This window comes from Methylobacterium mesophilicum SR1.6/6 (assembly GCF_000364445.2).
Taxonomy (GTDB): Bacteria; Pseudomonadota; Alphaproteobacteria; order Rhizobiales; family Beijerinckiaceae; genus Methylobacterium; species Methylobacterium mesophilicum_A.
Map to the genome: position 1 here is coordinate 858132 of NZ_CP043538.1, position 17236 is coordinate 875367.

15 protein-coding genes are annotated in these 17236 nt (G+C 68.7%); 4 read left to right on the forward strand and 11 right to left on the reverse strand.

The features are described from left to right. Positions 1–113: 113 nt before the first annotated feature. The 3 genes from MMSR116_RS03970 to tesB form a co-directional block, all read right to left on the reverse strand. A complete protein-coding gene (locus MMSR116_RS03970; RefSeq protein WP_010683624.1) occupies positions 114–1613 on the reverse strand; it encodes an ammonium transporter in 1500 nt (499 codons plus the stop codon). A 64-nt stretch (positions 1614–1677) separates the two neighbouring features. Continuing rightward, positions 1678–2016, reverse strand: coding sequence for a P-II family nitrogen regulator (locus MMSR116_RS03975; RefSeq protein ID WP_010683623.1), 339 nt, complete (start codon positions 2014–2016; stop codon positions 1678–1680). Between the two features lie 300 nt (positions 2017–2316). Further along, positions 2317–3216, reverse strand: a complete 900-nt coding sequence (gene tesB, locus MMSR116_RS03980; RefSeq protein WP_083920211.1) for an acyl-CoA thioesterase II — start codon at positions 3214–3216, stop codon at positions 2317–2319. Positions 3217–3315: 99 nt separating this feature from the next. Between tesB and MMSR116_RS03985 the strand changes: the two genes are divergently transcribed. Further along, positions 3316–4581, forward strand: a complete 1266-nt coding sequence (locus MMSR116_RS03985) for an FAD-dependent monooxygenase (protein ID WP_010683621.1) — start codon at positions 3316–3318, stop codon at positions 4579–4581. A gap of 146 nt (positions 4582–4727) precedes the next feature. Here MMSR116_RS03985 and MMSR116_RS03990 read toward each other — a convergent pair whose 3' ends face one another. The 7 genes from MMSR116_RS03990 to MMSR116_RS04020 form a co-directional block, all read right to left on the reverse strand. Then, positions 4728–5828, reverse strand: a complete 1101-nt coding sequence (locus MMSR116_RS03990) for a glycosyltransferase (protein ID WP_010683620.1) — start codon at positions 5826–5828, stop codon at positions 4728–4730. Positions 5829–6588: 760 nt separating this feature from the next. Continuing rightward, positions 6589–6729, reverse strand: a complete 141-nt coding sequence (locus MMSR116_RS03995) for a hypothetical protein (protein WP_280178358.1) — start codon at positions 6727–6729, stop codon at positions 6589–6591. A 584-nt stretch (positions 6730–7313) separates the two neighbouring features. Beyond that, the gene (locus MMSR116_RS04000) at positions 7314–8969 is read right to left on the reverse strand and encodes an acyl-CoA synthetase (RefSeq protein ID WP_010687139.1); all 1656 of its coding nucleotides are present in this window, start codon (positions 8967–8969) and stop codon (positions 7314–7316) included. After that, positions 8969–10003 carry a TRAP transporter substrate-binding protein gene (locus MMSR116_RS04005; protein WP_010687140.1) on the reverse strand — a complete coding sequence of 345 codons (1035 nt, stop codon included), beginning with the start codon at positions 10001–10003 and terminating at the stop codon, positions 8969–8971. Before MMSR116_RS04005 ends, MMSR116_RS04000 begins: the two co-directional genes overlap by 1 nt. A gap of 182 nt (positions 10004–10185) precedes the next feature. After that, positions 10186–11670, reverse strand: coding sequence for a short-chain fatty acid transporter (locus MMSR116_RS04010; RefSeq protein ID WP_010687141.1), 1485 nt, complete (start codon positions 11668–11670; stop codon positions 10186–10188). A 133-nt stretch (positions 11671–11803) separates the two neighbouring features. Then, positions 11804–12079 carry a YiaA/YiaB family inner membrane protein gene (locus MMSR116_RS04015; protein ID WP_010687142.1) on the reverse strand — a complete coding sequence of 92 codons (276 nt, stop codon included), beginning with the start codon at positions 12077–12079 and terminating at the stop codon, positions 11804–11806. Between the two features lie 44 nt (positions 12080–12123). Further along, complete coding sequence (locus tag MMSR116_RS04020) at positions 12124–12798, reverse strand: PspA/IM30 family protein (RefSeq protein WP_010687143.1); 675 nt, start codon at positions 12796–12798, stop codon at positions 12124–12126. Between the two features lie 104 nt (positions 12799–12902). Between MMSR116_RS04020 and MMSR116_RS04025 the strand changes: the two genes are divergently transcribed. Together MMSR116_RS04025 and MMSR116_RS04030 are read left to right on the forward strand one after the other, a co-directional pair. Then, positions 12903–13529, forward strand: coding sequence for a TetR/AcrR family transcriptional regulator (locus MMSR116_RS04025; protein WP_010687144.1), 627 nt, complete (start codon positions 12903–12905; stop codon positions 13527–13529). Between the two features lie 383 nt (positions 13530–13912). Beyond that, positions 13913–14332: a GFA family protein gene (locus MMSR116_RS04030; RefSeq protein WP_010687145.1), complete on the forward strand. Its 420-nt coding sequence runs from the start codon at positions 13913–13915 to the stop codon at positions 14330–14332. Positions 14333–14350: 18 nt separating this feature from the next. Here MMSR116_RS04030 and MMSR116_RS04035 read toward each other — a convergent pair whose 3' ends face one another. Continuing rightward, positions 14351–16027 carry a cache domain-containing protein gene (locus tag MMSR116_RS04035; RefSeq protein ID WP_039894794.1) on the reverse strand — a complete coding sequence of 559 codons (1677 nt, stop codon included), beginning with the start codon at positions 16025–16027 and terminating at the stop codon, positions 14351–14353. A 165-nt stretch (positions 16028–16192) separates the two neighbouring features. On the opposite strand from MMSR116_RS04035, the gene MMSR116_RS04040 reads away from it, so the two are divergent. Next, positions 16193–17233 (forward strand): ABC transporter substrate-binding protein, encoded by a 1041-nt coding sequence (locus MMSR116_RS04040; RefSeq protein ID WP_051072314.1) that lies wholly within the window; start codon positions 16193–16195, stop codon positions 17231–17233. Positions 17234–17236 lie beyond the last annotated feature (3 nt).

Sequence of the window (17236 nt, forward strand, 5' to 3'; positions counted from 1 at the left end):
GTGGCGAAGCGATGTCGGCCTGACGACGGGGCCGCAACAAAAAACCCCGGCCCACAGGGAGCCAGGGTCTTCTCATGGGCGGGCGCGGCCCCGCAGGACCGCGCCTTCCCATCTCAGTAGTTGTAGGCGCGCTCGCCGTGATCGGCGATGTCGAGGCCCTCGCGCTCCTCCTCCTGCGTGACACGCAGGCCGATCGTCACGTCGACGAGCTTGTAGAGGATCGCCGAGCCGATGCCCGACCACAGGAGCGTCAGGCCGACCGCCTCGGCCTGGATGATGAGCTGGCTCATCATGTCGTAGGCGCCGACCGCGAGCTCGCCCGGCTTCGAGGTGTAGTCGGGGATGCCGACGCCGCCGAGGTTCGGGTCAACCAGGATGCCGGTCGCCAGCGCACCCAGGATGCCGCCGACGCAGTGGACGCCGAAGACGTCGAGCGAGTCGTCGTAGCCGAGCGCGTTCTTCACCGTCGAGCACATCACGAAGCAGACCACGCCGGCGACGAGGCCGAGCACGATCGAGCCCATCGGGCCAGCGAAGCCCGAGGCCGGGGTGACGGCCACGAGGCCGGCGACCGCACCCGACAGCATGCCGAGCAGCGACGGCTTGCCCTTGAGCGCCCACTCGGCGAACAGCCACGCCACCGCGGCGCCGCAGGTCGCCACGAAGGTATTGAGCATGGCGAGCGCGGCCGTGCCGTTGGACTCGAGGTTCGAGCCGGCGTTGAAGCCGAACCAGCCGACCCACAGCAGCGAGGCGCCGATCATCGTCATGGTCAGGGAGTGGGGGGCAAGGAGGTCGCGGCCGTAGCCGATGCGCTTGCCCATGATCAGGCAGCCGACGAAGCCGGCGATTCCGGCGTTGATGTGCACCACGGTGCCGCCGGCGAAGTCGAGGGCGCCCTTCTGGAAAAGGAAGCCGGCATCCTTGTTGACCGCGTCCAGCGCCGCCTGGGCGGTGGCTTTCGAGGCGTCGTCGGTGGCGGCGGCGAGCGCCTTGGCGGCGTTGCCGACCGCGTCCGGGCCGGCCCAGTACCAGACCATGTGGGCCATCGGGAAGTAGATAACTGTGACCCAGAGAATCGTGAACACCACCAGGGCCGAGAACTTCATCCGCTCCGCGAAGGCGCCGACGATCAGCGCCGGGGTGATCATCGCGAACGTCATCTGGAAGCACAGATACGCGTATTCGGGGATCACGACGCCGTTGGAGAAGGTCGCCACGGTGGAGTTGGCGTCGATGCCCTTCAGGAAGGCCTTCGAGAAGCCGCCTACGAAGTCGTTGAGGCCGGCGCCGTTGGTGAAGGCGAGGCTATAGCCGTAGAACACCCAGAGCAGGCCGACGATCGACACGATCGCGAAGACCTGGGTGAGGACCGAGAGCATGTTCTTGGTGCGCACGAGGCCGCCGTAGAACAGCGCGAGACCCGGCACCGACATCATCAGCACGAGGGCCGAGGAGATCATCATCCAGGCCGTGTCACCCTTGTTGGGGATCGGGGATGGGGGCGGTGAAGCGGCTTCCGGTGTCGGCGTCTGCGCGAGGGACGGCTCGATCAGGAGGGCGGCGAGAGCCGCGCCTCCCAAGCCGAGCATGAGGGCATGACGAAGTTTCATGGGCACGTGGCTCCCGGTCTTGAATCCGTGTTGGTTCAGGAAGTCTGCGGTCGGCGGCCGCGGATCAGAGGGCGTCCGCGTCGGTCTCGCCGGTCCGGATGCGCACCGCCTTCTCCAGCGGCATGACGAAGATCTTACCGTCGCCGATCTGGCCGGTGCGGGCGGCCCCCGCGATGGCATCGATCACGCTCGAGGTCAGGTCGGAGGCGACGGCCACCTCGATCTTCAGCTTGGGCAGGAAGCTCACCGCGTATTCCGCGCCGCGATAGATCTCGGTGTGGCCCTTCTGGCGCCCGTAGCCCTTCACCTCCGTCACCGTCAGGCCGTGGACGCCGATGCCGGTGAGCGCGTCGCGCACCTCCTCGAGCTTGAACGGCTTGATGATGGCCATCACGATTTTCATGGGCGACGCCCCCTTCGAAATCCCTGGGAACCGTTGCCGTCACCCGATCTGCTGGACGACCCGGCGCGGGTCGCCTGCAGGCTCGGGATGGCCTGCGGTCGGACGCCGCTATTCAAGGACTGTGCCAAGTAAGCTTGGCGGGGAACTTTTGCGTCGGGATGACTTTTGCCCACGGATTAGACCGTAGCGGCTGCCATCAAGGCAGCAGTTCGCGCTGAAACGCCCAGAAGATGGGCAAAGAGCTAAAAACTAAGCAGTCGGCGGTGTTGCCCTCTCGCAACACACGTTTGGCAAGCGCAGTTAATCCTTAGTCGGGCGGATCAGACCCTCCTGCGCGACCGACGCCACGAGGTTGCCGGCGCGGTCGAAGATCTGGCCCCGGGCGAAGCCGCGGGCCCCGCTCGCGACCGGGCTGTCCTGTGCGTAGAGGAGCCAATCGTCGGTCTTGACCGGGCGATGGAACCAGAGGGCATGATCCAGGCTCGCAGCCTGAATGGTGGGATCGAACACCGAACGCCGGTGCGGGATCAACGATACGTCGAGCAGGGTCATGTCGGAGGCATAGGCCAGCACGGCCCGATGCAGTGCGGGATCGTCCGGCAGCGTCGAGGCCGCCCGCAGCCAGACATTGAAGATCGGCTCGGGCGGTCGGCCGCCCTTGTCCGCCGCGATGTAGCGGTTGAGGTCGACCGGCCGCAGCGCGATCGGGCGGTCGCGGCCGAAATAGGCGGCGATCGCCTCAGGCATGCCGGTGCCGCCGGCCTGAGCCAGGGCCTTGCCGTCGAGGAGCCCCTCCGGTCCCGCCACCGTCGGCATCGCCGGTTGGTGCGTGAGGCCTACTTCGGACACTTGATAAGAGATCGTCGTGGCGAAGATTGCGCGACCGTGCTGGATCGCCTTGACCCGGCGCGTGGTGAAGCTTCGGCCATCCCGGATGCGCTCGACCTCGTAGACGATCGGCGTCCGCGGATCGCCCGGGAGCATGAAATAGGCGTGCAGGGAGTGGGCCGGGCGGTCGTCCGGCACGGTCCGGGTCGCGGCGACCAGCGCCTGAGCCACGACCTGCCCGCCGAAGACGCGCCGCCAGCCGGTCTTCGGATTCTGGCCGCGGAACAGGTCGACCTCGAGGCGCTCAAGGTCGAGAATGGCGATCAGTTCGGCGACGGCATCCGTCATCGCGTCGGTGTTGGCGTCGGTCATGACCCGCGGGGTTTCCGTTCGTTGCCCGCGTGCGACATAGGCGTTTCCGACGAACCAATCCACGCGTTCCGCACGCGCGAGTCCAGGAGATCCGCCACGATGACGGCCGAGATGCCCCGACCCGGCAGCCGCAGCCTCCTGATCGCCGGCGGCGGCCTGCCCAGCCTCGCGCTGGCGCTGGCGCTCAGGCAGGCCCACGGCCCGGCGCTCACGGTGACGGTGATCGATCCGGGCGCCGCCGATCCCGGGCGGCACCGCGGCCGCGCCTACGCCCTCGCGACGGGCGGTCGGCGGATGCTCGAGCAGCTCGGCCTCTGGACGCGCGTCGCCCGCGCGGCCGAGCCGATCACCGCGATGGTGATCAGCGACAGCCGCCTCGCCGATCCGGTGCGGCCCGTCTTCCTGACATTCGGCCAGGAGGACGAGGCGATGCGCGCGGCGAACGAGCCGTTCGCCCACATGATCGAGGCCGAGCCCCTCGCCGAGGCACTGGCGGAGGCCTGCCGCGCCGCGGGGGTCATCTTCGTCACGGCGGGGGTGGAGCGCGCGGCTTCCGAGGGCCCGGCGATCCGCGTCGGCTTGACGACGGGCGAGAGCCTGCGGGGCGACCTCCTGGTCGCGGCCGACGGGGCGCGCTCCCGCCTGCGCGAGGCGGCGCGGATCGGCTGGGTGGGCTGGTCCTACCCGCAGGTCGGGATCGTGGCGACCATCGGCCATGCACGGCCTCACGAGGGGCGGGCCTTCGAACACTTCCTGCCGGCCGGCCCCTTCGCGATCCTGCCGCTGCGGGACGGCGGCACCCTGGGCCATCGCTCCTCCATCGTCTGGACGGAACGCGCGGGCGACGCCGACGCCCTGCTTTCCGGAGAGCCCGACGAGATCCTGACCGAGATCGAGCGGCGCTTCACCCTCGATCTCGGGCAACTCGCCCTGGAGCACGGACCGAGCCGGCACCCGCTGGCCTTCGGCCTCGCCCGCGCGTTCCGCGCCGAGCGGCTCGCTCTCCTGGGCGATGCCGCCCACGTCATCCACCCGATCGCCGGCCAGGGCCTCAATCTCGGCCTCGCGGATGCAGCGGCGCTCGCGGACGCGGTGACCGGTGCGCTGCGCCTGGGCCTCGATCCCGGAAGCCCCGATATCCTGCGCGCCTACGAGCGCGCCCGTCGCTTCGACAGCTTCGCCATGGCGGCGGCCACCGACGGGCTGAACCGCCTGTTCTCGAACGACGCCCTGCCGCTGCGGCTCGCCCGCGACCTGGGTCTCGGGATCGTTGATCGGCTGCCCGGCCTGAAGCGCTTCTTCATCGGCGAGGCTGCGGCCTCGCGCGGGTCAAGGCCCCGACTGATGCGGGGCGAGGCCCTCTAGGGTATCGCCACGTCGCCCGCCCCCACGCCCATCACCGGGAAAGCGAACGCGGACCTGTTGCGGCAACTCGAAACCGTCAGAGCAGGAAGGATCTGCCGGCGGTCGCTCCAGCCTCTCAGGGCGAACGCGAAAGACGGCCGGTCCGATTAAGGGAGACGTCGCGACGACTGGGTCTTGGATATGAAGTCGGCCATTTCCTTGAGGAATCGATCCGATCCAAATTCGGATGCTCGCTGAACGATCCGCTCGACGCTGAAGGGAATCTCGCCGCAGCGACGAACGGCATCGATCAGGGCATCGACGGATTGCTCGTGGAAGAAGGTGCCCGTCACGCCGTCGACGACCGTCTCAGTCGCACCGCCCTTGCCGAACGCGATCACCGGACGTCCGCTGGCCATAGCCTCGACGGGAACGATCCCGAAATCCTCTTCACCGGGGAAGATCAGCGCCCGGCATCGGGCGTAATGGTGCTTCAGGACATGGAATGGCTGAGGACCGAGGAGCTTGACCTGCGGCCCCGCAATGCTCTTCAGCTCCGACAGCATCTCCCCGCCGCCGATGACGACAAGCGGTTTCTGCAATCTATTGAACGCCTCGATCGCGAGCTCCGGGCGCTTGTATCGAACAAGTTCGCCCACCATGAGATGGTAATCTTCGAGCATGTGCGGCGGCACGACCTCGAAGGCCGCCGTATCCACCGGCGGGTGAATGACCGTCGCCTGACGATTGTAATACGTCTCAATCCGTCTCGCGACCGTGGACGAGTTCGCGACGAACGCGTGCACGCGGCTTGCCGACACGGCATCCCAATTGCGCATGTAATGCGCGGCGGGCGGCATCAGCCAGCGTGTCAGCAGGCCGGCACGCTCCCGATAATCGTGGTACATGTTCCAGATGTACCGCATCGGGGAATGACAGTAACAAATATGCAGTGCGTCAGACGGTGATATGATCCCTTTGGCCGGGCCCGATTCACTCGAAATAATTAAATCGTACCCTCTCAGATCGATCTGCTCCAGCGCAATCGGCATGAGCGGCAAATAGGATTTATACTTTTTTGTCGCGATTGGCAGGCGACCGACGAACGAGGTCTTGATCTGATGCGCCTTGATCGCTTCAGAAGTCGCTTCCGGATCATAGACATGCGTGAAAATATCTGCGGTCGGAAAAAGCCTGCACAGCGACTCGATTACCTTTTCCCCACCCCGCATTCCAACCAGCCAATAATGGATAATGGCCACTTTCATAAGGTGACGTCCTGTCCCGCTCTGCAATCCGTCACTTACATCACCGCATGCCCGTAAGTCGACCTCGGATGCGTCTGCTTTCCCACTTCAAGAAGATAAGGTTGTCGAGACTGTCGTGAACTCTTAGGATCTAGTCAAATAAATTAATGATCATGACTATTTTTACATGCTGTACGTCAGACACAATCATTGAAAAGAGCTTGATATACTTTGTAGATTAATATCACCCGTTACTCAAGCAAGCGCCCTGATGTGGCAGAGCCCTTGTTCGCGATCGATATCGCAATTTTCTCGGCGAAATCAGAAAACTATTCTGAACGATCGTATTCTTGATTGATATGAGAGAAATCAGCATGTACAGCAACGATCAAACAGTTCATCCGAGGCCGGGGACAAGGGTCGCCGCCAGATTGAGGCATACCAGCTCATCGAAACGCGCATCGATGCGAAACGGAGTCCGCATGTATATCGCGGCCAGATCGGCGGGTGGGTGCCCTGAGCTTGACATCGCGAGCCTCGCATCAGCGGCAACGCGCCAGCTCCAACGTCACCGTCGTCCCGCGCCCGCACCGCCGCGCACCCGGCCTTGACGGCTCGTGCCCGGCCGATCCCACGCGTCGTCGAGCCGGACAGGCCGGCTCAGGCGCTCGGCCGGCTGGCCATAAGCTGAGCGGAACGGCCGGCAATCACCGGCAAGCCGCTTGTCGGCTGCCGAGCGGCAGTGGTGATCAGCTCTGGCGTATGGGTGACGGCCTCGGGTTCAGGCTCGGCTGCGGGCGATCTCGGCCTGGAGTTCTGGGACGACCTGGAAGAGGTCGCCGACGAGGCCGTAATCGGCCACCTGGAAGATCGGCGCGTCCTCGTCCTTGTTGATGGCGACGATCACCTTCGAGTCCTTCATGCCTACTACGCCGCCTGCGCCATCAGCCGCATCCACCCCGACGCCGGCATGCGCCCCATCGTCGGCTACATCCTCGCCCTGCTGGTCGGACTGCTCGTCATCATCCTCGTCCCCTGGTTCTCCATCGGCTTCCTGTGAAGCCGTCCGACCGGGGGAGTGGGCGCGGTCAGATCATGCCGGCGCCGCCGGTGCGCACGATCCGCGCGCGCTGCTCGGCATAGCGTTCGGCCGCGGCGCGCCGCACCGCACCCTCAAGACGGCTGACGAGGTTCGCGAGGGTGGTCATCGTGCCCGATCCCGGTCCTGACCGGGCAGGGCGCCCGGTTTGCTGCGCCGCAATATGCGCGAGGCTCCGGGGACCTGTCAGGGGCTGTATCTCTGAGCTGTCATGCAGCGCGATCATGAGGTGCGCAGAGGGATATGAACCCGTATTCCGCACGCGGTGCCGATCTCGCCACCGCCGTCTTTGCGAGCGCAGCGAAGCAATCCAGCGGCGCCACGTTCTGCGAAGTCGCGCGGCCCTGGGTTGCTTCGCGGCGCTCGCAAAGACGGGGGCGCATCAACCAAGCGGATCGCCGGAAGCCTTATCGGGCTTGCGGCCTCGCCTGTCCGTCGAGGGGCAGGTCGCCCCGCGCCTCGAGTTCCTCGCGGATCGCGCGCTTGGTCACCTTGCCGTAGCCGGATTTCGGCAGCGCCTCCCAGAAGAACACCCGTCTCGGAAGCTTGTAGCGGGCGATGGCGGCGGACAGCCACGCGATCAGCTCCGCCTCCGCCACCGACGCTCCGGCCCGAAGGACGCAGACCGCCACGCCGACCTCGCCCCAGGCGGGGTCCGGCACCCCGAGGATCGCCGCCTCGGTGATCGCCGGGTGCGTGAGGAGCTTTTCCTCGATCTCGCGCGGGTACACGTTGGAGCCGCCGGAGATGTACATGTCCGAGGCGCGGCCGGTGATGAACAGGAAACCCTCCGCGTCGCAATGGCCGAGATCGCCTGTCCGGAACCAGCCGTCGCGGAACGCCGCCGCGTTGGCTTCCGGCTTGTCATAGTAGCCCGCGAACACCGCCGGGCCGCAGACGCAGATCTCGCCGGTTTCCCCCGCCGGGAGCTCGCGCCCCGCCGCATCCTGGATCTGGACCTGCATGCCGGTGCGCTCGATCCCGCAGGTGCCGACCTTCACGCCCGGCCCGTCCTCGGCCGCGTGCAGGCGCGGCGGCAGCACGGTGATGTTGCCGGTGACCTCGCCGAGCCCGAAATACTGGACCAGCACCGGGCCCAGCACCCGCAGGGCGTGCTGCTGGTCCGCCCGGTACATGGGCGCGCCCGCGTAGATCACGTGCCGCAGGCTGGAATGGTCGTGCGCCGCCACCGCCGGATGCTCGGTCAGCAGCTTCACGATGGTCGGCACGGTGAACAGGTTGGTGATCCGCCAGCGCTCCACGAGGGCCCAGGCCTCCTCGGGGTTCAGCCGCTCGCCCTCGGTCAGCACCGTCTTCGCGCCGGCCGCGACCTGCGCGAGCTGATGGATGCCGGCCCCGTGCGAGAGCGGCGCCACCACCAGCGAGGCGTCGGCCTCGGTGGTGCCCGGCATCAGGTCGCAGAGGTGGTTGGTGATCACGAAGGCCATCTGGCCGTGGGTGAGGACCGCCGCCTTCGGCCGCCCGGTCGTGCCCGAGGTGAAGAAGAACCAGCACGGGTCGTCGTGCGCGACGTCGGCGGTGGGCGCGGCCTGGCCCAGATGGTCGGCGACGAGGCCGTCGTAATCGGCCCCGAAGGCGTGGTCTGTCCCGGAGGCTTGGCCGCCGATCTCGACCACGACCCGGAGATCCGGGCAGGCAGCGCAGATCGCGGCGGCGTGATCCGGGAATCCGGCCCCGCAAATCAGAGCGGTGGCACCGCTGGCGCCGGCGAGATAGGCGACTTCGGGGGGCGTCTGCCGGAAGTTGGCCGGCACCCAGACGGCGCCGAGCCGGAAGCAGACGAACATCGACTCGAACAGCGGGTTGCCGTTGCGCGCCTGGACCAGCACGCGGTCGCCCTTCGTCACGCCGCGGGCCGCGAGGGCCGCCGCCATGGCGTCGACCCGGGCGTCGAGCTCCGCCCAGGTCCAGGTGCGGGAGCCCCAGGCGAGACCCACCGAAGCCGGGAGGCGGCGCGCGGACCGGCGCAGGAAATGCGCGAGGTTCATCACCCGCCGGGAGCACGGCGCGACCCCGCCGCGCGGCGCCCCCGCGGCACCCATCAGGTCAGCTTCCCGCAGGCCTTCTCGAGCAGCGACCAGCCCTCGTCGCCGTAGCGGCCCTTCCACTCGGCGTAGAAGCCGGCCTTGCGCAGCTTGTCGCGGAAGGGCTCGGGATCGGGCTTGTTGAACACCATGCCGTTCTTCGTGAGATCGGCCTGGAGGTTGGCGTTGAGCTGGGCGACGTCGGCCCGCTCCTTCAGCCCGGCGGCGTTGATGTGGCGGGCCACCATGTCGCGCAGGTCGGGCGGAAGCCGCTCCCAGGCGCGCCGGTTCGCCAGGAACCAGTAGCCGTCCCACATGTGGTTGGTCAGCGAGCAGTACTTCTGCACCTCGTAGAACTTGGTCGTGGCGATCACCGCGAGCGGGTTCTCCTGGCCCTCGACGATCTTGGTCTGCAGGGCCGAGTAGGTCTCGTTCAGGTTGATCGAGGCCGGCGCCGCGTCGAAGGCCTTGAACATCGAGGTCCAGAGGGGCGAGACCGGCACGCGGATCCTAAAACCCTTGAAGTCGTCGGGCGTGGCGATCGGCCGGGTCGACGAGGTGGTCTGGCGGTAGCCGTTGTCCCAGATCTTCTCCATGGCGACGAGGCCGGCCTTGGCGATTTGCTGGCGGACCCAGGCGCCGAGCTCGCCGTCCATGGCCGGCCAGACGGCCTCGTAGTTCGGGAAGGCGTAGCCGATGCCGTTGATCGAGGCGTTGGGCACCAGCGTCGACAGGATCAGCGGCGACATCGTGAAGAACTCGACGCTGCCCGAGCGCAGCTGGCTCAGCGTGTCGGTGTCGGAGCCGAGTTGGCTCGTCGGGAAGATCTTGAGGTCGAACCGGCCGCCGCTCTCCGTGCGCAGGGCCTCGGCCATCTCGCGGGCGCGGATGTTCATCGGGTGCGTGTCGGGCAGGTTGTTGGCGTACTTGTAGGTGAAGTCCGCCCGCTGCGCCCGCGCCACGTGCGGCGCCGCCACCGTGCCGGCGAGGAGAGCCGTTGAGCCCGTCGCCAGGAAGTGCCGGCGGGACAGGGGATAGCGGAACAGCGACATGGCGGCCCTCTCGAAGCGGGCGCGCGGGCCCGGCGTTTCCTTCGGTCCGCGTCGTTGGCGCGCGGACTCGATCTGACGCCTACCGCCTCTCACCGCGGGCCCGTCGCCGTCAACGTCCGGCCCGGGCTCACGCTATCGGATCAAGGGGTTTTCGTAACGGGCGGTGCGCTCTGCTGAGGTGCTCACGGCATGACGGGCGGGTGGTAGGTCAGCGTGAACGCCAATGCCCAGAGCAGGAACAGCACCAGCGGCAGGTGGACGATCAGCTGCAGGAAGCTGAACCCGACGATGTCGCGCGCCTTGAGGCCGAGGATGCCAACCAGCGGCAGCATCCAGAACGGGTTGATCAGGTTCGGCAGCGCCTCGGCGGCGTTGTAGATCATCACCGCCCAGCCGAGATGGACCTTCAGTTCGTTCGCCGCCTGCAGCACGTAGGGTGCCTCGAGCAGCCACTTGCCGCCGCCCGAGGGCACGAAGAAGCCCAGGATCGCCGAGTACACGCCCATGGTCAGCGGGAAGGTGCCGGTGGTGTTGAGGCTGACGAAGGCGTGGGTGATCGCATCCGACACCGACGTGCCGGCGGCGTTCTTGGGCACCGTCAGCATGCCGCTGATCGCCGCGTAGAGCGGGTACTGGATCAGGATGCCGGCGGTGGCCGGCACCGACTTCGCCACCGCCCCGAGGAAGCGCTTGGGCCGCCAGTGCAGCAGGAGGCCGAGCGTCAGGAACAGCAGGTTGTAGGTGTTGAGGTTCGAGATCGCCACGATCCAGGATTGGCGGGCGAATTCCTGCACGATCCAGCCGCCGGCGATCAGCACGAGCAGGATCGTCAGGATCGGCGAATGCTCCAGCCACTCGCCGGGCTGGCGCGCGGGCGGGATGTCGTTGGTCTCGCGGGTGACATCGACGCCGAGCGTCTCGGCGGTGACGGCGGTCTCGCGGCGGGGCGCGGAGGCATACGCGATGGCGATGGAGACCACGAACAGGATCAAGGCGATCAGCATCGACTGCCAGAGGAAGATCGTCTCGCTGAACGGGATCACCCCGGAGATGGCGAGCAGGGTCTTCGTGAGACTCGCGGGGTTCGCCTGGAGCTGCGCCGCCGAGGACGAGAGGCCGAGCGCCCAGGTGGCGCCGAGCCCGAGATAGGCCGCCGCCCCCGCGGCCCTGTAGTCCATCTTCAGGTCGGCGCGGCGGGCCAGCGCGCGCACGAGCAGGCCGCCGAAGATCAGGCTGAGCCCCCAGCTGAGGAAGGACGAAATCATGGTGGCGCCGGCCACGAAGCCGACGGCGCCGCGCCCGGTCTTCGGGACTTGGGCCATGCGCTCGATCAGCGCCTGAACGGGCGGCGACACCGCCACGACGTAGCCGCCGATGGTGACGAAGGCCATCTGCATGGTGAAGGGGATCAGGCTCCAGAATCCGTCCCCGAAGCTTTTGGCGACGGCGGCCGCCGGCGCGCCGTTGGCCAGCGCACCCAGCGCCACGATCACCACCGCGATGGCCACGAAGATGAAGGCGTCCGGGAACCAGCGCTCCGCCCAGTTGGTGAAGCGTATCCCGAGCCGCTCCAGGGCCCCGCCAGCCTGGGCCGCGCCCGGACCGGCGGGGGGCGCGCCTGTGCCACGGCGCGCGCCACGGGTCGCGTCAGCAGATCCAAGCGCCATCGAGATCCTCCCCGGCCAGCTCTCCCGACCGGCTGGGGGGCAGGATGGCGCGGGAAGACGCGAACTCAAGGCGTGGGACTGTCACAGCGCGATGAAATCGTGACCGGCCGCGCCGTCGCTCGGCGACCCGGGCTCAGAGCCGGCCCGGCACCGCCTCGCGCAGGACCCGCTCGGCGGCGGCATCCTCGATCTTGTTGATCAACCGGCTCGCCTCGTGCTCGTCGCGGAGCGTCTTGGCGAGGGTGAAGGTCGTGCCCGTGAGGAAGATCGCCGCCATGGCGAGGTAGCCCTTGATCCAGATGTCGGCGGGCAGGAAGAAGATCCCCATCGTCAGCATCGCGGCCGCGGCGGCGAAGCTGACCAGCGTGAAGGTCTTCCAGGCGGCGGTGTGCGGCATCTGCGGTGTCATCGTGCATGCTCCTGTGGGTGAAGGCGGGTGTAAGGGCAGGGTGGTCAGGCCCCGGCCCGGAGGCGGTCGAGCACCGCCCGCGGGTCCGTGCGGCGTCGGCCGTAGCCGGCCGCGTCGAGGTCGGCCTCGATCCCGGCCGTCGCGGCGGTCTCCAGATCCGCCAGGGCCTCGGCGACGTCCGCCTCGGCGGCCTGCCGCGTGCGCAGGCGCGCCAGTGTCCGCTCGGCCTCGCCGAGGGCGCCGGCCGAGAGCGTCGTGACCCGGCGGCCCTCGAGCCCGGCCCGCCGCATCGCCTCGGTGGTGCGGGCGGTCTGGAGGCCGCGGTCCAGGTCGCGCAGACGCTCGGCGCCCTGCGCGACGAGGCGCTTCAGCCGCTCGGTCTCGGCGGCGAAGCGGTCGGCGGCGTCCTGCCGGTCGGCCCGCTCGTCCTCGAGGGCCGCGATCAAGGTCGCCGCCTCGGTCCCGAGGTCGTCGCGCCCGTCGGCGAGGGCCCGGCGCGCCCCGTCCGACAGGGTCTCGATGCGCCCGGTGATGGCGTCGAGCGCCCGCGCCTCGGCGGCGTGGTAGGCGAGCGCCACGGCGAGTTCCCGCCGGGCGGTCGCCAGCGCCCCCGCGGCGTCGCGGATCTGCTGGCGCAGGATCGTCACAGCGTTGGCGTCGTGGATCGCCTGGGCGTTGTCGGCGATGGCGCCGCGCATCAGGATGGAGAGGGTTCGCATCACGGCTCACCTCGCGGAACGGCGCCCCGGACCGTGTCCAGGTTTAATTGAACGTCGTTCAAAAAACAGCTAATCACGGGCCTGCAGCATCCGCAAGGCATAAAATGAACATTGTTCAGAAAAAAGAGCGCGGTCGTCCGCGGAAGGGGCAGACCGACCGGGCAGCGGATCGCCAAGCGCTCATCGATGCGGCTGTGGCGATCCTGGACGCGGGCGGCGCGGCGGCGCTGACGGCCCGCAGCGTCGCCGAGCGGGCCGGCACGGCGGTCGGCTCGGTCTACACGCAGTTCGAGAGCCTCGAACTGCTGCGGCTGGAGGCCAACGCGGTCACGATGCACCGTCTCCGGGACACGCTCGCGGCCGCGCTGGCCGCCTGCCCGGCCGGCGGAACGGAGGACCGGCTCCTGTGCCTAGCCGACGCGTATCTCGCCTTCGCGGCCGCCAACCATGCCGCCTGGGCGGCGGTCTTCGAGCGGCGGACGGTGGCGGCGCCGGAGGCCGTGCAGGCGGATATCGCGGCCCTGTTCGGGATCCTGGAGGACGTCCTGCGCGACGGCGGCCGGCTCGCCGAGGCCGAGATCCCCGTGATGGCCCGGGCGCTGTGGTCGAGCGTCCACGGCATGGCCTACCTCGCCGATCTCGGGAGCCTCGGGCCCATCGCCATGGACGACGTGCGCCCGATGATCGACGCCCTGGTGCGCGCCGCGGTGCGAGGGTTTTCCGGAGGGTGAGGGATCGGGCGCGACCTGTGGCGACCGGTGAGGGTTACCGAACGCACACATCTTCCCTCGGGACGAGGAGAATGAGCGGGATGCGCGCGTCTCCCTCCCCCCTCTGCGGGGAGGGAGACGCGGAAACGATCGCTCTCGTTCTCGAACGGAGATGTGTGAACATCGTCGCCCCAAGGACACCCAGCCCGCCGTTCCGGGGCGTCGCAGGCGAGCCCGGAACAGCGGTGTCGAGTCGTGCAATCCGGCGCAGACCGTTCCCGCGCGCAGCTGCACCCTGTCCGGAGCGTGAGGTTTCTTCACACGGCGCGTGAGACATCGAGAATTGTCCGGTTCCGGGCCCGGGAATAGGTTCGGCCGGGCTTCGGGACAGGCGGGGAGGCAGCGTGGGCGACAGGACCATCCGGACCGGCCAGTGTCATTGCGGCGCCGTGCGCTTCGAAGCGACCCTCAGCGATGGGTTCGACTCGATCCGCCGCTGCACCTGCTCCTACTGCCGGATGCGCGGCGCCGTCGTCGCCATGGCGGAGATGGGCGGGATCACCATCCTGCAGGGCGCGGAGGCGCTGACGCGCTACCGCTTCCACACCGGGTCAGCGGAGCACTTCTTCTGCGCCCGTTGCGGGATCTACACCCATCATCAGCGGCGGTCCGACCGGAACCTCTACGCCGTCAACGTGGCGTGCCTCGACGGGGTGAGCCCCTTCGACTTTCCAGAGGTGCCGGTCATGGACGGCGTCAACCACACGAACGATACCGGCCGGCCGACGCGCCGCGCCGGCACGCTCCGCTTTGTCTGCGAATAGGTCCGCGACGAGTGAGGCTCAGGCCGCCTTCACCTGCGCCAGGAACGCCTTGACCGCCTGATCGAGCTCTTCCGATCCGTGAGCGAGACCGCGCGCGGCCGTGAGCACCTGCGCGGAGGCCGCCCCGGCCTCGTCGGCCCCGCGGCGCAGGTCGACGACGTTCGCCGACACGCCCCGTGTCCCGGTGGCGGCGCTCGCCACCCCGCGCACGATCTCGTGGATCGCCGCGTTCTGCTCTTCCATGGCGGCCGCGACCCCGACCGCGATGGCGCGCATCTCCTCGATGGTCCGGCCGACCTCGCCGATCGCCGACACCGCCTCCCGGGTCTCGCCCTGGATCCGCCCGATCTGGCCAGAGATCTCCTCGGTGGCCCTGGCGGTCTGCTCGGCCAGCGCCTTCACCTCGGAGGCCACCACCGCGAAGCCGCGGCCGGCCGCGCCCGCGCGGGCCGCCTCGATGGTGGCATTGAGGGCGAGCAGGTTGGTCTGGCCGGCGATGGAGGCGATCAGCCCGACCACGTCGCCGATCTTGTCGGTGCCGGCGGCGAGCGCCCGCACGGTCGCCTCGCCCTGGCGGGTGCTGGCGGCGGCCCGGCCGGCGATCTCCGAGGTGCGCTGCACCTGCCCGGCGATCTCCTGGACCGAGGCCGACATCTCCTCGGTGGCCGCCGCGGCGGTCTCGACATCCGCCGAGGTTCCGGCCGCCTGCGCGGCGACCGCGCCGGAGCGCTCGGTGGTGCGCGCGGCGGTGTCGGTGAGCGCCCGCGCCGTGTCCTCGAGCTCAGAGGCCGCCGCCGCGAGCCCGCGGCTGAGATCGGCCGCCCGCGTCTCGAAGGCCCGGGTCAGGCGGTCCAGGGCCTGCGCCCGGCGGGCGCTCCCCTCGGCGTCGGTGGCGGCGCGGGTATCGGTCTCGGCCTTGGCGATGAGCGCGTCCTTGAACACCTGCACGGCGCCCGCCATCGCGCCGATCTCGTCGGTGCGCTCCCGCGCCGGCACGGGAGCGCCGGTCTCGCCCGCCGCGAGGCGGTGCATGGCCCGGTTCAGCGCCAGGAGCGGCTGCGTCACGCGCCGGCCGATCAGCGCCGCCAGCAGGCCGATCAGCGCCACGACCACGAGCATCCCGGCCGCGGCCTTCCAGGCCGCCCCCCACAGGATCGCCGCGGTGTCGTCGGCGTAGATGCCGGTGCCGATCACCCAGCCCCAGGGCGCGAAGCCGCGCACGTAGGAGAGCTTCGGCACGGGGGCGTCGGCGCCGGGCTTGGGCCAGTAATAATCGACGAAGCCCTGGCCCTGCCGCTTCACGGTCTCGACGAAGTCGACGAACAGCCGCTTGCCGGTCGGGTCCTGCACGGCGGCGAGGTCCTTCCCTTCCAGCTCGGGCTTCATCGGATGGGCCACCATGCGGGGCTGCATGTCGTTGACCCAGAAATACTCCTGGCTGTCGTAGCGAAGATTCTTCAGGGCCCGGATCGCCGCGCCCTGGGCGTCCGCCCGGGACAGGCGACCGGCCCGCTCCTCGCCCTCGAAATAGGCCGCGACCCCGTAGGCCACGTCGGTGAGATTGCGGGTCTTGGCCATGCGGTCCTGCTCGACCTGCGCCTTCAGGCTGAACAGCCCGACGCCCGAGACCGCGACGATGCCGACCAGCGCGGCAGCCGTGATGGTGTGGAGCTTCGCCCCGATGCCGATCCTCACCCGCGCCCCCGCGATAATGAATACACTTTGCGGAATATTGCAGCGTCTGCGTTAGCGGACCGTGAAGGTAGGCCTTGCGCGCACCGGCTGGAGCCTGTCCACTCCCGGTCCAACGAAAGCCCGGGCTCCTGCAGAGGACACCGCCGGGCCACAGGGAGAAGCGTCATGGTGCGTACGTCGCGGACGGGCTCGTTGCTGCCGGGCCGCCGCCGGCTCCTGCGGGCGGGACCGGCCCTCCTGCTGGCCGGGCTGGTATTCGCCATCCCCGCGCGGGCCGACGACGCCAAGGTCCGGATCAGCCGGCAGCCGGGTTTCGTCTACCTGCCCGCCGTGCTGGCCGAGCAGCACAAGCTGATCGAGAAGCACGCCAAGGCGGCGGGCCTCGGGGACGTCACGGTGGAGTGGGTCAACCTGACGAGCGGCGCGGCTGGCAACGACGCGCTGCTCTCGGGCAACATCGACATCGTCGACAGTGGCTCCACCAACATGCTGCTGCTGAACGACCGCACCAAGGGCGACGTGAAGGGCCTGTGCGGGGTCGGCTCGACGCCGATGCTGCTGCTCACCCGCAACCCGGACGTGAAGGAACTCAAGGACTTCTCGTCCAAGGACAAGATCGCGCTGCCCTCCGTGAAGGTCTCCTCGCAGGCGGTGCTGCTCCAGATCGCCGCCAAGAAGGCCTTCGGCCCCGAGAACGCCACCAAGCTCGACCCGCTCACAGTCCAGCTCGGCCACCCGGACGCGGTGGCGGCGCTCGCGAGCCCGCACAACGAGGTCAACAGCCACTTCTCGCTGCCGCCGTTCCAGCAGCGCGAGCTGCAGGATCCGGCGATCCACAAGGTGCTGAACTCCTATGAACTCGTCGGCGAGCCGGTGAGCAACGCGATCTTCTACGCCCGGACCGGCTGGTTCAACCGCAACCCCAAGCTCGCCGCCGCCATTGTGGCCGCCATCGACGAGGCCAATGGCGAGATCGCCAAGGATCCGCTGAAAGCCGCCAAGGACTACGTGGCGGCCACCAACGAGAAGACCCCGCCCGAGACGCTCGTCGAGATCATGAAGGAGCCCGGGACGAACTTCTCCACGACCCCCTACGGCATCATGCTCCAGGCCCGGCACTTCTACGCCATGAAAACCATCAAGGCCGAGCCCAAGGATTGGAAGGACACGTTCTTCCCGATCGTCCACGGGCTGCCGGGGAAGTAGGCC